Annotated in this window: 10 protein-coding genes and 1 pseudogene; 2 read left to right on the forward strand and 9 right to left on the reverse strand. The window is 71.7% G+C overall.

The annotated features are described in order from the left end of the window. Nucleotides 1-96 precede the first annotated feature (96 nt). Nucleotides 97-3,129, reverse strand: a complete 3,033-nt coding sequence (locus BRM3_RS05840) for a glycoside hydrolase family 2 TIM barrel-domain containing protein (protein ID WP_263595146.1) — start codon at nt 3,127-3,129, stop codon at nt 97-99. Nucleotides 3,130-3,302: 173 nt separating this feature from the next. On the opposite strand from BRM3_RS05840, the gene BRM3_RS05845 reads away from it, so the two are divergent. Continuing rightward, a complete protein-coding gene (locus BRM3_RS05845) occupies nt 3,303-4,835 on the forward strand; it encodes a DUF3375 domain-containing protein (protein WP_263595147.1) in 1,533 nt (510 codons plus the stop codon). Nucleotides 4,836-5,849: 1,014 nt separating this feature from the next. Here BRM3_RS05845 and BRM3_RS05850 read toward each other — a convergent pair. The 5 genes and pseudogenes from BRM3_RS05850 to BRM3_RS05870 all read right to left on the reverse strand — a co-directional run bounded on the left by BRM3_RS05850 (nt 5,850) and on the right by BRM3_RS05870 (nt 8,773). Next, nucleotides 5,850-6,209 (reverse strand): MGMT family protein, encoded by a 360-nt coding sequence (locus BRM3_RS05850; protein WP_263595148.1) that lies wholly within the window; start codon nt 6,207-6,209, stop codon nt 5,850-5,852. 264 nt (nt 6,210-6,473) lie between these two features. Further along, a protein-coding gene (locus BRM3_RS05855) for an IS3-like element ISPfr10 family transposase (RefSeq protein WP_263595405.1) occupies nt 6,474-7,624 on the reverse strand; the annotation gives its coding sequence in 2 pieces (ribosomal slippage) (nt 6,474-7,354 and nt 7,354-7,624; 1,152 coding nt in all). Nucleotides 7,625-7,708: 84 nt separating this feature from the next. Continuing rightward, nucleotides 7,709-7,981: pseudogene (locus BRM3_RS05860) on the reverse strand (helix-turn-helix domain-containing protein); the annotation flags it as partial. A 76-nt stretch (nt 7,982-8,057) separates the two neighbouring features. Continuing rightward, nucleotides 8,058-8,390, reverse strand: coding sequence for a TfoX/Sxy family protein (locus tag BRM3_RS05865; protein ID WP_166813951.1), 333 nt, complete (start codon nt 8,388-8,390; stop codon nt 8,058-8,060). Beyond that, nucleotides 8,387-8,773 (reverse strand): hypothetical protein, encoded by a 387-nt coding sequence (locus BRM3_RS05870; protein ID WP_263595149.1) that lies wholly within the window; start codon nt 8,771-8,773, stop codon nt 8,387-8,389. The genes BRM3_RS05865 and BRM3_RS05870 overlap by 4 nt, the downstream gene beginning before the upstream one ends. Before the next feature lie 19 nt (nt 8,774-8,792). On the opposite strand from BRM3_RS05870, the gene BRM3_RS05875 reads away from it, so the two are divergent. Beyond that, nucleotides 8,793-9,512, forward strand: a complete 720-nt coding sequence (locus BRM3_RS05875; protein ID WP_166813973.1) for a winged helix-turn-helix transcriptional regulator — start codon at nt 8,793-8,795, stop codon at nt 9,510-9,512. Between the two features lie 257 nt (nt 9,513-9,769). Here BRM3_RS05875 and BRM3_RS05880 read toward each other — a convergent pair whose 3' ends face one another. Genes BRM3_RS05880 through sbnA form a run of 3 tightly spaced genes read right to left on the reverse strand, consistent with a single transcriptional unit; the run spans nt 9,770 to nt 14,779 of the window. Next, nucleotides 9,770-11,479, reverse strand: a complete 1,710-nt coding sequence (locus BRM3_RS05880) for a type III PLP-dependent enzyme domain-containing protein (protein WP_263595150.1) — start codon at nt 11,477-11,479, stop codon at nt 9,770-9,772. An 11-nt stretch (nt 11,480-11,490) separates the two neighbouring features. Beyond that, nucleotides 11,491-13,572 (reverse strand): FAD/NAD(P)-binding protein, encoded by a 2,082-nt coding sequence (locus BRM3_RS05885; protein WP_263595151.1) that lies wholly within the window; start codon nt 13,570-13,572, stop codon nt 11,491-11,493. Next, entirely contained in the window at nt 13,565-14,779 is a 1,215-nt protein-coding gene (gene sbnA, locus BRM3_RS05890) for a 2,3-diaminopropionate biosynthesis protein SbnA (RefSeq protein WP_263595152.1), read from the reverse strand. Before sbnA ends, BRM3_RS05885 begins: the two co-directional genes overlap by 8 nt. Nucleotides 14,780-14,849 lie beyond the last annotated feature (70 nt).

Below are 14,849 nucleotides of genomic sequence, written 5' to 3' on the forward strand. Positions count from 1 at the left end.
CAGCCGGACAGACCTGCCCACGCGCCCGCCCAGCCTCGACAGCGGACGCCCGCCACCCGGCGGGGCGGCCGCGGATGACGCCGGCCGCCACGCCGGTCAGGCGTCGGGCGTCAGATCGAAGCGGAAGCTCGCGGGGCGGGCCGTCAGCACGTACTCCGGGAGCGGGGCCGGTCCGCACGCGGCCGATCCCACGCCCTGCAGCGCCGCCGAGAGTGTCACCCAGGTCAGGCCGTCGGGGCGCAGCTGCGCGTCGTGCCCGGCCCGGTCGAGCTCGGCCGAGGACCACGGGTGCACCGCCAGCCCGAGGGACTCGGGCGCCATGACGCGCAGGCTCCGGGAGCCCGTGCGGATGTCCGCGCGGTGGGTCCCGGCGCGGTTGCCGTTCTCCTGCGGGAACACGTACGGCGTGTTGAGCTCGTCGATCCCGAGGTGCCACAGGGCCGTCGTGGTGCCGCCGCCCGTGTCGGGGTAGGCCTCGTGCGGGCCGCGGCCCAGGAGGTCCACCTCGCCGGGCGCGCCCTCGATCGCGAGGGTCCATCCGATGCGGGGCAGCGGCAGGTCGGAGGGCCAGGTCGCGTCGGGCACGACCGTCACCTCGACCGCGAGGGTGCTCCCGTCGCTCGTGAAGCGCTCGGTGAGGTCCGCGCCGAGCGAGGTCCCGTCCAGGCCCAGCCGGCGGGTCACCGTGAGGCCCGCGTTCGTGAGGTCGACCGCGACGGTGCGGGTGCGGGCGACGTCGAGCCCGAGGCGCCTCCACCGGACCTCGAGGGGGTTCTCGGTGAAGGCCCGCTCGTTGTCGACGGGAGCCCGCCACAGGTCCACGCCGGCGGAGCGGACCTCGAGGCCGCCCAGGCGCACGAGGCCGCCGAGCGTGTCGAACACGGCCGGGCCCAGGGTGATGACGCCGTCCTCCCGGACGGGGGCGGTCGCGTCGCCGGGGACCGGAAGGGTCGCGGCCAGACGCTCGTGGTCCACGTGGTCGGCGACCACGACCACGTGCCCGGCGGGCACCGGGCCCTGCGTCTCGCGGGTCGTGACGCGCACGGTCGTGACGGGCCCGTCGTGGGCGGGCAGCTCGAGGTCGGCCGCGGCGCCGGGGGCCACCGGGTCGACGGGGAGCTCGCGCCACGTGCGCTGGCCGTCGGTCGAGACCTCGACCACGAGGTCCGCAGTGTCGGTGAACGCGCGGCGGTTGGTCAGGCGCACCCGGTCCGGCTCGACCTCGAGGCCGATCGGCGAGTACCAGTGCTTCATGTCGAGCAGGGCGGGCGAGGGCGTGCGGTCGGGCAGCACGAGCCCGTCGGCCACGAAGTTCGCGTCGTGCAGGCGCTCGCCGAAGTCGCCGCCGTAGCCGTCGATCGTGGTGCCCTCGGCGTCCCGCGTGACCAGGCCGTGGTCGATCCACTCCCAGATGAAGCCGCCCTGGAGCGCGGGATAGCGCTCGGTCAGCGCGAAGTACTCGCGCAGGGACCCCGCGCCGTTGCCCATCGCGTGCGCGTACTCGATCCAGACGAAGGGCTTGGTCAGGGCGGGCGGGTCCGCGAGCGGGCGCCCCTCGGGGTCGACCCCGAGGTCCTCGAGCATGCTGCGCAGCCGGGCCGTGAACTGCTCGCTCAGCGCCCGCCGGCCGATCTGCTCGGTCTCGTCGACGCTCGGGTACATGAGCGAGAAGACGTCGACGTGCTCGGCGAGGTAGTCCTGCTCGTAGATGACCGGCCGGGTCGCGTCGAGCTCGCGGACGCGCGCGATCATCGCCTCGGTGTTGCGCCCCGTCGAGGCCTCGTTGCCGATCGACCAGAGCACGATGCTGGCGTGGTGGCGGTCGCGGTGCACGAAGCGATCGGTGCGCTCGACGAGCGCGTCGGCGAACCGTTCGTCGTCGGCCGGGCGCGCGGCCTTGCCGGACGAGTCCTCTCCCGTGACGTCGGCGTGGAAGCCGTGGGCCTCGAAGTCGCCCTCGCAGATCACGTAGAGCCCGGCCTCGTCGCACAGGTCGAGGAAGCGCTGATGGGGCGGGTAGTGGGAGGTGCGGACGGCGTTGACGTTATGGCGCTTCATGAGCGCGATGTCCGTGTCCTGATCCGCGAGGTTCTGGGTGCGGCCGCCCCAGCGGTCGACCTCGTGACGGTTGACGCCGCGGAACACGATGCGCTCGCCGTTGACACGGAGCACCTCGCCGTCGACCTCGACGCGCCGGAAGCCCAGACGCAGCGACACCGTCTCGATCTCCTCGCCGCCGTCGCCGAGAGCGGTGACGGTCGCGTCGTACAGGCGCGGCGACTCGGCGCTCCACGGCGCGGGCGCCTCGACCACGACGTCCTCGCCGGTCGTGGCCTCGAGGCCCAGCTCGGGCACCCGGATCCGTGCCGTGAGCGGGGCGCCGTCCTCGCCGGTCGCGTCGATCCGCAGCGAGCCGTCGCGCGTGGAGGGGTCGAAGTCGGCGACGACGACGAGGTCGTGGACGCCCCCGGCCGGCCGCAGCAGCAGGTCGACGCTGCGGAAGATCCCCGAGGTCCACCACATGTCCTGGTCCTCGAGGTACGTGTTGACGCTCCACTGGTTCACGAGCACGTCGAGCGTGTGCTCGTCGCCGCCCGTGAGCAGCTCCGTCACGTCGAACTCCTGGGAGAGGCGGCTCCCGGCGGTCGTGCCCACCCGGGTGCCGTCGACCCAGACGGTGCCGCACGAGTCCACGCCCTGGAAGCGCAGCAGCACCCGGTCGCCGTCGGCGATGCGCTCGCGCCACGCCGCGGGCACCGACACGTGCCGCGAGTACAGGCCGGTGGGGTTGTCGTCGGGTACGTGCGGCACGTCGAGCGGGATGGGGTAGACGACGTTCGTGTACTGCGGGGCGCCGAAGGGGTGGCCGTCCTCGAGGGCGCTGCGGCCGTCGCGTCCCTGCAGCTGCCACAGGCCGGGCACCTCGATGCTCGTGGGCTCGCCGAGGTCGGAGCCGTCGGCCCGATGGCCGAAGCGGAAGTCCCATATGCCGTCGAGGCTCAGCTCGGGGGCGTCGGTGTGCAGGTGCGCGCGGCCGGGAAGACGGTTCGCGCCTGCCGGGAGCGCCTCCCAGGGGCGGTCGTCGGCAGCGAGGGGGAGGACCGCGGACGTGCGGGCGGCGATGCTCACAGGGAGGGCTCCAGAGGACGGGGTGGACGGACGGGCCGCAGACCACGCTATGCCAGCAAGCCGCGCGACGACAGGGGGGTGCGCGGAACGGAGCGTCGACGCCCCGGTCGGCGGGGCAGGTCGGGCGGGCGGCCGCCGGGGGGGCGCCGCGACGGTCGGTAGACTCCCCGTTCGTGACGACGCCCGAGCCCACGAGGTGGACGAACCCGGTCAGCGATGCCGTGCGCGCCCGCAAGGAGGCGTACGAGCAGCTGCGCCGCATGAGCACGTGGCGCCTGCTGTCGGCGACCAAGGCCCCCGCCGTCCTCGCCATCCTGCAGGCCGTGTTCCCCGGCGGGGACCGTCGGCTGCCGCGCTCGGAGCTGGTCGCGCGCGTCGAGACCCACCTCGACCTGCTGCGCGAGGACCGCGGCGGCTCCGACGACGGCGGGGCGGGTCCGACCGCCGCGAGCGGCCGGACCGCCGCCGAGTACTGCGACACGTGGGTGCGCGAGGGATATCTGACGCGTCGCGACGACCCGCAGCACGTCGAGACGACGTTCGAGCCCTCCCCGGCCACGATCGACGCGATCCAGTTCATCGTGTCGCTCGAGGAGCACCGGCCGACGACGACGGAGTCCCGCCTGCAGCTCGTGGTCCAGCAGTTCGACCGGCTCGTCCAGGAGACCGAGGCCGACCGCGACGTGCGCCTCGCGGGCCTCCAGGCGCAGCGGGCCCGCATCGAGCGGCAGATCCGGGAGCTCGCCGAGGGCGAGCTCATGCTGCCGAGCCCCGAGTCGTCGCTCGATCGGCTGCGCGACATCCTGCAGATCGCCTCGGAGCTGTCGGGCGACTTCCTGCAGTACCGCGAGGACCTGCGCGCCGTGGACCTGCACCTGCGCGAGCAGATCCTCGCGCCCGAGGGCTCGCGCGGCGAGATCCTCGAGCAGCTGCTCGCGGGCGACGACCTCCTGGGCCAGTCGAGCGTGGGCCGCACCTTCACCGCGTTCTTCCGCATGCTCAACGACCCGGCGAGCAACCGCACCGCGCAGGAGGTCGTCGACCGGCTGCTGGACCGCGACTTCGCGGCCTCCCTCACGCGGGCCGAGCGCGAGCGCCTGGCCAACGTGTTCAGCGACCTGTACGAGCCCGCGCAGGAGGTGCTCGACGTCAAGACCGAGCTGTACCGCTCGCTCGCCCGCTTCGTGCGCAGCCAGGACTTCCGCCAGCACCGCGTGCTGCTGGACCTGCTGCAGGAGGCCCAGCACCTCGCCCTCGCCCAGAAGGACGACGTCTCCTCGCGCGCGCCGTTCGAGCTCGAGCTCGACCTGTCGCGCGTCCAGCTCGCCTCGGTCTCCCAGCACCAGCTCAAGGACCCGACCGATCTGGGCGCTCCCGCCGAGGCCGAGGTGCACGACGCGACCACCCTGTCGGTCGAGGTGCTCGCCGACCTCGTGCGCACCAACGACATCGACATCGTCGAGCTCACGGGGCGCGTCAACGACGTGCGCGGGCGCGCGGGCCAGGCGAGCATCGGCGACATCCTGCGCGCGCACCCCGCGAGCCAGGGCCTCGCGAGCGTGATCGGCCTGATGTTCCTCGCGACCCAGTTCGCGCGGTCGCGCGAGGGCGCCACCGAGCTCGTGCGCTGGCGCGAGTTCGACGGCCGCGACTACGCCGCCCGCGTCCCGGCCTTCTTCTTCCTCGAGGACGTCCCGGTCGAGTAGGCGCGGGACGGGGCGGCGGGGGCGTCGGCCCGTGGGACTGGGTCCGGCCGCGGTGTGCGTGCTCCGGGCGTGGTGCCGCCGGACGCCTCGCATCGAGGGGCACGTTCTCGTCGTTCTCCCGCATCGACTGTCACGTTGTCGTCGCTTTCCCGCGTCGCCCCTCACGTTTTCGTCGCTCTCTCGCATCGAGGGGCACGTTTTCGTCGTTCTCTCGCATGGACTCTCACGTTCTCGTCGTCATGTCCGTGAAGAACGACAGGAACGTGCCTGTCGCTCTTCCGCATCGACGGGTACGTCCCCGTCGTCCTCCCGCGCCGACTGTCACGTTCTCGTCGCTTTCTCGCGTCGCCCCTCACGTTTTGGTTGTCGTGTCCATGAAGAACGACGGGAACGTGCCTGTCGTGCTCCCGCGTCGACTCTCACGTTCTCGTCGCTCTCTCGTATCGACTCTCACGTTGTCGTCGTCATGTCCGTGAAGAACGACGGGAACGTGCCTGTCGATGCAGCGGGGGCGAACGCGCGGCAAGCGTGCCCGCGCTGTCCTCTCATCCGGGGCGCTCGGGCGGCTGCGCCTCGGCGCCAGGGGCGGTCGACGTCTGTGTCGCCGCGCCTGGGCGCTCGGCGATCACGCCGCGCCATCGGGGGCGATCGACGCCTGCACCGCCGCACTCCGAGCGGTCGACGTCTGCGTTCTGGTCGCCATCCTGCATCGAGTTCTGCGTCGGCGTCGCCATGACGCCCGGATGGCGACTCGTTCGCAGACCTCGCGTGCCCGTTGCCCGCGCACCCGTTCACGCGGCCATGGCGTCCCCGGCGGCCCCACCCTGTGCCGGCTTGCCCGGGGCGGGTTCACCGAAGGCCGGTTCGCCCGCCGCCGGTTCACGGGGGCACGCACGCCCGGCGCCGGTTCACCGAGTGCCGGTTCACCGAGGGCCGGCTCACTCGGGACCGGTTCGCCGTAGACCGGGTCACTCGGGGCCGGTCCGCCCGGGACCGATCCGCCCGCGGACCCGCTCAGTCGGGCAGATCGGCCCAGGCCGCCTGTGCATCGCGCCGCAGCTGGTCGAGATCGGCCCCGTACTCCCGCATGCGGCAGCCCAGCCCGTTCGGCTTGAGCGCGATGCCCTCGGCCTCCCACTGTTCGAGCGCCCGCCCACGCAGGCCGGCCGGGATGTCCCCGTAGCTGCTGGTCACGCGCCACCACGGCACCGACGAGCCCCAGTCGCTCATGATCCGGCCGACCAGTCGGGGGCCGATGCCGACGATCGCCCCGATCTGCCCATAGGCGGCGACGCGCCCGCGGGGGATGACCTCGACCGTGCGCAGCACCCGCTCGACGGTGACGTCGTCCATACGTACGGGGCGGGAGGCCATGGTCGGCTCCTTCTGGCGAGGCGAGGCGAGGCGAGGCGAGGCGAGGGCGAGAGCGAGGGCGAGGGTGGGAGGTGAGGTGCGAGAGCGAGAGCGAGTGCGAGAGCGAGGGCAAGAGGCGAGGGCGAATCGCAGAGGCCGCGCGGCACGAGGCGCCCAGGAGGTGGGCACCTGTGACGCCCTCGAGGACACGGCGACGGTCGTGCGCACTCTATCGGCAGGAGCCCGGGGGCGGACGGCGCGCGCACGCGCCGTGGGCCGCCCCCTTCATTCGGTCCGGTCGCTCTGTGAGTCGTCGGTTTCGATTTGATGGGTGCACTGCCGAGCGTACTCGGCCGGGGGTAGGTAGCCGAGCGATGAGTGCCGACGCTGATGGTTGTACTCGGTCTTCCAGTCGCCGATCACGACCTGGGCGTGCAGCAGTGAGTAGAAGCTGTTGATGTTGAGGCACTCGTCGCGGAGGCGGCTGTTGAACGATTCGACGTATCCGTTGTGCCAGGGCGAGCCGGGCGGAATGTAGAACAGGCCGGTGCGGGTACCCGCCCAGTCGGCCATCGCGTCGCTGATGAACTCGGGCCCGTTGTCGCTGCGGAGCACACCCGGTGCACCGCGGACGGCGACGAGCTCTTCGAGGTGGGCGGTGAGCCGGTCGGCGGTGATCGACCGCTCCACGAGCCCGCCGATGCATTCGCGGGTGTGCTCGTCGACGATGGAGCAGATCTTGATCGGGCAGCCCCGCTCGTCGGCGTCGAACTGGAAGTCCACCGCCCATACGAGGTTCGGTGCGACTGCCGCTGGGGCGTCGACGGTCGAGGATCCGACACGCTTGCGGCGTCGCCGCTGCGGGACGCGGAGGCCTTCGGCTCGCCAGAGGCGTTGGATCTTCTTGTGGTTGACCGCCCAGCCCTCACCCCGGGCGTCGTGATACGCCCGCCGGTACCCGTAGCGGGGATGCTTCTTCGCCCACGCGCGCAGCCAGTCTCGCAACGCGCGATCAGGGTCGGCGACCGTGTCGCCCTTGAGCGGGCGACGGTACGCGGACCTGCTCAGCCCGGCCAGACGGCACGCCTTCCGCTCGCTCACCTGCAGTGTCCTGATCAGGTGCGAGACGGCGGCGCGGCGCCTGCCCGGGCCTAGAAGTTTCCCTCGGCCAGCTCCTTGAGCGCAGCCTTCTCCATCTCCGCTTCGGCCAGCAACCGCTTGAGCGTGGCGTTCTGCTTCTCCAGCTCCCTGAGGCGCTTCGCGTCGTCGGCCTTCAGTCCGCCGTACTGGTTACGCCACCGGTAATACGTCTGCTCGGATATCCCAAGCTCCCGACACACCGCGGCGATGTCGCTGCCGTCGGCGAGCATCCTGTCGGCCTGCCCGAGCTTGCGGACGACCTGCTCCGGGGTGTGACGCTTCCTGCTGTTCGACATGATCTGACCAGTCTCCCTGCCCGCAACCACGGGCGACAGGACGACTCCCAGAACCACCGGACCTAAAAAACGGGGTCAGCCCACTGCGAGTTGAACAGGCCCTTCCCTCAGGCGCATTCGTAGGCTCACGCACCGTTTTGTCGTCTTCTTGCTCGTCTTGTTCGGTGAGGACTTCGGACGTGACGACCGGTCTTGCATCGGCTCGCCAGCGAGGTAGCGGTCGACCCACCGCTTCACGGTTGGCCACGACACCTGGAAGCGGGCAGCGACTTCGCTGATCGGCCATCCTTCCTCGACGACGAGGCGGGCGACTCGTAGACGATGACGTGGGGTCAGTGCGGCATTGCGATGACTCAAAGTGCCTCCTGAGATAGATCGGTGGCCGGCCGCGTTTGCGACCGGCCACCGGATGATGGAGTTGGAGTAGAGACTTCTACTTGGAGCCTTGCGCTGCGTGGAAGGTGAGTGCTGGCGCAAGCCAGGACTCGAGCCCAGGTCCCTGGAGGGCGGCCTGTTCAATGCTGATCCAGCCTTCGCCCATGGGGCGGTCTGCACCCATGAGCGCAGGGTGAGCACCAGGACGGGCGAGTAGGTCCTCCGCGTCAGCGGGGTCGATGCGTAGCAGGAGTGTCCCTTCCCGACGAGCGGCGACGACCATCCGGTCCTCGACCATGAACGACACTCCCCCGAACATCGACACCTCACGAGGGTTGCGAGCTCTTAGCGCGTCACGAACTCGCTCGACCAGGTCCTTCTGTGCTGTCATCGTCCACCCTTCTCGATGTACTTGGGGCCGCTGTAGTGAAGGTTCAAGGACGCGATGCGTCCGCCGTCGAAGGTGAAGAACTCCGCGAAGGTCATGGGACCGCCGGGCATGGTCGCCGTGTAGAGCACGGCGGAGCCGTTAGGGCCGTGCACGTCGTGGATGATCTCGATCTGCTTGACCGTCGCAATGAAACCGGCAACCCCGCCCAGGAAGCCATCGGTGGCGTCGGGGAGGTGTCCGGCGAGGGAGCCCGTGAAGTCGAGGTGGTCACCCAGCAGAGGCCGTAGGTCAGCCTCGTCCTGGTAACTGTCGATGCCGGACTCGAGGATCCGGTAATAGTCCTTGAGGGTCTGAGGTGCGGCAGAAGACAGGGTGGCGGGCATGGCTCTCCTTGGTGTGAGAATGGTGCTTGATACTTTCAAGCAGGCACTTGATAAAGTCAAGGGGGTTCAGGTGAAGTCCTACGGACAGCTCTGCTCGATCGCTCGCGCCCTGGATGTCGTCGGTGACCGGTGGACTCTCCTGATCGTGCGTGAGCTGCTGATCGGGGGCGCATTGCGCTTTGGCGAAGTCCAGCGCGGCCTGCCTGGCATCGCGACGAACCTGCTCACCCAGCGTCTGCGGGACCTCGAGACCAACGGTGTCGTCGCCCGCGAGCCCGCCCCAGGAAACCCGGGCACGCCAACGTATCGGCTTACCGAGCGTGGCCGGGCCCTGGACGGAGTGCTGCGCGAGCTTCTGAAGTGGGGTGCACCGACGGTTCCAGACGCGCCGAGTGATGCGATCTTCCAGATGCACTGGCTCAGCCAACCGGCACGCTTCCTCCTCGCGGATCACAGGCCGGACGAGCCACCGATCGTGATCCGGTTCGGCACCTTCGACGACGGCTTCGACCTCACCGCCGCCGACGGGACCATCACGGTGGACCCTTGCCGGCGCGACGTCAGCCCCCTGGCGGGTGTTACAGGCCCCGGGCCGGTACTGGTTGCCCTCCTACAAGGCGCAATGCCTCTGCCCGCCGCTATCGCGCAGGGCGTGGATGTCACCGGCGATGCCGCGGCCCTGACGCGAGTTCTACCAGCGCCGCAAGCGTCGACTAACGTCCCCGGTCATTACAGCTAGCACTCCTGTTGCGTCGGGTCAGACCGAGGCCGCGCCGCCACCGGCTCGCGTGCCGCCCCGCGCTTGGCAACGCCGTCAGCAGGTCGGGTGCCGCCGAGCGCGAGGCCGCCCCGTGCATGGCCGCGCCGTCAGCTGGTCGCGTGCCGCCCCGTGCGTGCCAGCACCTGCACCTGACGGGACGCATCTGTGCCCACCTCGACCGGTGGGCCGAAGATTCCCGGCATGTAGGCGTGCTCACAGAGCTCTCAAGCGGGGGATCAGGCCCGGATGGGCAGCACCCGGTCGATGCCGTCGCGCTTGAACCCGGGCACATCAGGACGGGGATCGCTGCCTTCGACGGCGGTGCTGCTGCGGTCCGTGCCGCCCGTCCTGCTGCGGTCCGACACCTCTGCGCTGGGGTGGTCACCTCCGGATCCGCCTGCCTCCCCACCGCCGACGCGCTCCACGTTGGAGGCCAGGGGGATCTGGTGGGACGCGCTCTCCAGGATGTGCATCAGGTACCCGGCGGTGTTGGGCAGGGCGATCACATCGCCCACGGCCACACCCTGCGGGAACGCGAGGCGCCGACGCAGGATCAGCTCGGCCTCGATGCAGTAGGCGCCCACCAGGAACCCCTCGAACCGTTCGCTCGCCCTGCTCTGCCCGGCACCGGCGACCGACGGATCCGTGGCATCGTCGCGTGTGCCGGTGCGCACCAGGATCGGGTCCACCAGGAAGTCGTCGGAGGTGGAGCGGCACTGGGTGCGGTTCATCTCCAGCCCCACCAGGGGCACGCCGTCGCTGGCACTGGTGCGCTGGATGACCCTCGCCAGCGTCATGCCGCAACCGTCCATCATGGAGCGGCCCGGCTCGCAGCGCAGCTGCACCCCGCGCTCTCGCAGGGCCTGCCCGGCAGTGGCACCCGGGCGGATCTCGTGGCCCAGGAGCCGCTCCAGCCAGGGCCCGCGGATCACCTGCTGGTGGTAGGGGTACACCTGCCGCAGCGGTTCCCGGCGCCAGGTCAGCGGGGCGGTGGGGGCGTCCTCGCCGGCGTCGGGGGCAGCCGCGGGCCGGTCGTCGTCGGCCGCGCGAGCACCCCCGCCGAGGCCCGACTCCGGAACCTGCCGCTCGTGGGCCTGCCAGAAGGCGTCCCACTGCTCGGCATCGTCCAGGTAGCTCATCGGGATGCCGCCGCCGATGTCCACGAACGCGCCATCCTGGGCCAGGCCGCGCTCGCGCAGCGCGTCGATCAGCTCCAGCGCCTCCCCGAGGGCGGTGGCGCGCGCGATCGGGTCATAGCCGTGCAGGTGGAAGTGCACACCGTCCACCCGCAGCAGGTCGCCCAGGCCGCCGGAGTCGATCAGCTCGAGCCAGGCGCGGGCCGACTCCCCGAAGCGGGTGGGCGGGATCAGGTCGCTGGGCTTGGGCGCGAGGCGCAGCGCCACGGGGAACGGCTCGGGGGCACCAGAGGCCCCGTCCGCGGGGCGACCTGGTTCCGCGCTCCGGGCGCCGGTGACCTGCTCGGCGACCCTCCGGGAGGCGGCCACCTCGTCGAGGTTGTCCAGCACCAGCAGTGAGCGGGACTCCAGGGCCAGGCGCAGCACCGGATCGGGCTTGATGGCCGCGGTGACCACCACGTCATGCGGCGGCACACCGGCCTCGAGCACCTGGCCCAGCTCGCGCTCGCTGCCCACGTCGACCCCCAGCCCGGCGCGATGCGCGGCACGCACCATGCCGAGGGTCTTGTTGGCCTTGCGTGCCACGAAGATCCGCAGGTCCACCCCGGAGCCCTCGGCCACCTCCGTGAGCTCTGCGGCGTTGCGCGGCAGCGCGGAAAAGTCGTGCACGTTCAGCGGGCTTCCGTAGCGCTCCAGCAGCGAGCTGCAGGTCGCAGGGTCCGCCAGCAGCTCCTGCATCCACGGCTCCAGACGAGCCGACAGCGGCGGGGTTCCCTGGCATGCCTCGCGCAGGGTGGGTTCCTCGGTCACGGCAGGTCCTCTCACTCGGGGGCGACAGCGGGGACGGGGGCGGCAGGAACAGCTGCGTCAGCCGGCGCGGCAGGGGCGGCCGCGTCAGCGGGAGCGGCATCGTCAGCGCCCGCAACCCGGTCCGCGATCCGTCGGGCCCAGCATCGGCCCTCGTGGTGCAGGTGGCGGTTCAGCGAGTCGTGGCCGATGACATGGTCCTCTGTGGGCCGCCCGATCAGCGCGAGCCCGGCCACGGTCCGACCGTCGGGGGCGACCAGTGGCGCGTCATCGCGGCCGACGGGGGAGCCGGCCTCGTCGATCATCGCCCCCCGCCTGCCGGGCCGCACCTGCACCAGGCCGCGGTGCAGCAGCGACCCCGCCAGCTCGTCGGTGAGGTTCAGCAGACCGGGCGGGGTGAGCACCGCGTCGATCACCACGTCGACATCGCCGCCCGACGGTGCGTCGTCGTGCCGGCCGGTGGCAGTGGCGTCAACATGCCGGCCCGTGGCAGTGGCGTCGGAGCTCTCGGTCACGGGCGCGACATGGATGCTCTTGCCGTCGATGCCCGTCCCACCATCCATCCAGGACAGGTCCACCGCGCCGGAGTCGATCATCGCCAGCAGCTTGCGGGCGTTGACCAGCGGAGGGCCGAAGGCGAACCGCTCCAGCACCTGCGCGGCCTGCCGGAAGCGCGCCCACTCCTCCTCGGGGGCGTCGCTGCCGCGCAGGGCGGCGGAGACCGGGGAGTAGAGGGTCTGCCACACGCGACCCAGCGCCCAGGCCGGACCGGGCGAGCGGTGGCCCTGGGCCGTCTCGATGCTGCGACGCAGCGCCGCCTCGGCGCGCCCCGCGCCGCGGGGCAGATGGGGTTCCGCACCGGTGCTCAGCGTGTGTTCGACGGCCGCGCGAGAACCAGCGACGGTGTCGCGCGCATCCCGTCCCGAGGTACTGGCGTGCTTCTTGGGCGCGGGTGTCCCCTCGAGCATGGCGGTGGCGGCATCGACCACGATCGCCAGCACCGCGTCCGGGCCCATGCCCTGGCCGGAGGTGAATCGGGCGCGGGCCTGCTCGACGGCGCGCTCGCCGGCCCCGGTCAGGGGTGATCCCGGGTCCGGCTTCGCATCCAGCAGCAGACCCTGCCGGGTGATCGGCCGGATCACGGTCGGCTCGTGCGGCCCGCGATGGTGCACCAGGCGGGCAGGGACATCCGCCTCGGTGCCGCCGCTCGCGTCGACCTCGGTGCTCTCGGTGAAGGTGCCGCCGCGGCCCTCGGTGAGGGTAAGCAAGGCGTCGATGAAGGTCAGCGCCCCGCCGCGCACCGCGACCCGGGAACCGGGTGGGACCTGCTCGGCGCTGAGCATCCGCTCAGCGGGCAGGACCGCCGGGACCAGGGGCAGGGGTGAACTCCAGTGGTGCACCAGGGCGCCCCGGTGGCCAGCGGCGTGACCGGTGGCGATCAGCACCTCGTCCACCGGGCCGACGTCCGCGGGAGCAGCGTCGGTGGTCAGATGCCAGGCGCTGCCCTCGCGCCGCAGGTCCGTCACCCGGGCCCGGGCGTGCTCCACGCGGGCATGCCGGGAGAGACCATGGATCATCTGCTGCCAGCGCTGGGCGAGGTACTCGCCGACCACCGCGCGCGGCGGGTACGGCTCGTCGGCCAGCTGCGGGTACGGGTCCTGCACCCAGTTGGGGTACGCGGGGAAGTCGCCGGTGGCGGGCTCATCCAGGATCGCCGCCGTCACGTTCAGCCGCAGGTGGTGCGGCTGGCCGGAGTGGTAGGCGGCGCCCGTACCCGGCACGTCGACAGGATCGATCACCGTCACGATCAGGCCGGATGCTGCTGACGATGCGGAGGCCGCAGCTCCCGCGTCGTCGGCGGTGGCCGTGGCGGAGCCCGCAGCATCCAACAGCGCGGTCAGCTCCTCCAGCGCGTACAGCGCCTTCGGTCCGGCACCGACGACGGCGAGCCGCAGCGGCGCATCGGCGGCCGGGCGAAGCGGTGTCTCAGCGGCTGCCATGGGCGGTGCAGTGCGGTCGTCGCGAATCGGGCGGGCAGCACCGTCGCTGCGGGCCGGATGGGCCGTGCCGGCCCGGACGGAGGGCTGCTCAGCCACGGCGGGCGGTCCTGCGCAGCTGCTCGATCCCCTCCGCGATCGCGTCCGTGTCGGCGTCGAGGTTCTCCCGCACCCACTGGTCGTCGTACACGGTCTCCAGGTAGGGAACGCCGCCGTCGTGCACCACGAACACCACGCGGGTGCCGGGCTCGAGGCTGGGGATCAGCCCGCCCAGGGCATGCACGATGCCGCCGGTGGAGCCCCCGGCCAGGATGCCCTCGCTGCGTGCCAGGTGCCGGGCGCCCACCACGCAGTCCAGGCCCTCCACGCGGATCACCTGATCGGGTTGAACCTGGCGGGACAGCTCGGTGACCACGCCCGCACCCATGCCGGGCAGGGGGCGGGGCGCGGCGGTGCCACCGAACAGAACCGAGCCCACCGCGTCGACCGCGATCGCGCGGGTGCTCATGTCGTGGTCGCGGATGTACGCGGAGCAGCCGCCGATGGTTCCGGTCGTGGACACCGCCGCCATCAGCACGTCCACCTGGTGCCCGGTGGCCTCGGCGATCTCCCGCATGGTGCCGTCGTAGTGGGCACGGGGATTGGCGGGATTGCCGTACTGGTACAGGTTCACCGCGTCGGGGATCTCCTCCAGCAGCTCCTTGACCCGGTTGAAGCGGGCGGTGAGCAGGTCGCCGGTAGCTGGATCGGGCTCGGAGACCAGGTCGATCTCCCCGCCGAGCGCCTGGATGGTGCGCACGGTGGTGGCGTTGGTACGGGCGTCGACCACGCACACGAACCGCACGTCGTGGGCGTTGCAGGCACGGGCCAGGGCCACGCCAAGGTTGCCGGAGGAGGACTCCACCACGGTGCCGCCGGGGGCCAGTCGCCCGGTCTGCAGGGCGTCGCGCACCATGCCCATCGCCGGCCGGTCCTTGGTGGAGCCGCCCGGGTTCACCGACTCCAGCTTCGCCAGGATCTCCACCCCGGAGTCGGGGAACAGGGAGTCCAGACGGATCAGGGGAGTGTTCCCGATGGCCTCGCTGATCCCGGCCACGATCGCGGGCACGGGGGCCGCGAACCCCGCCGCGGAGACGCCCGGGCCCTCCGGGGCGTTGTCGAGACCGACGGGGATGTCGGGTCTGCTGGTGGCCGCCTCGGCGGGGGTGGCGGGCGGCCGGTCATCCGCGGGCGTGCTGCTGGTGTGCTCCCGCTGTAAGGAGCCGGTGGTGTGCTCCCGCTGCGGGGAGCCGGAGGTGTGGGTCACCTGGCCACGCTACGACATGCAGGCCCCATGAACGGACGGCCTGCTGTGACCGAATGGTCGAAGGGGCATG

Origin of the sequence: Brachybacterium huguangmaarense, assembly GCF_025725725.1 — a bacterium.
Classification (GTDB): Bacteria; Actinomycetota; Actinomycetes; order Actinomycetales; family Dermabacteraceae; genus Brachybacterium; species Brachybacterium huguangmaarense.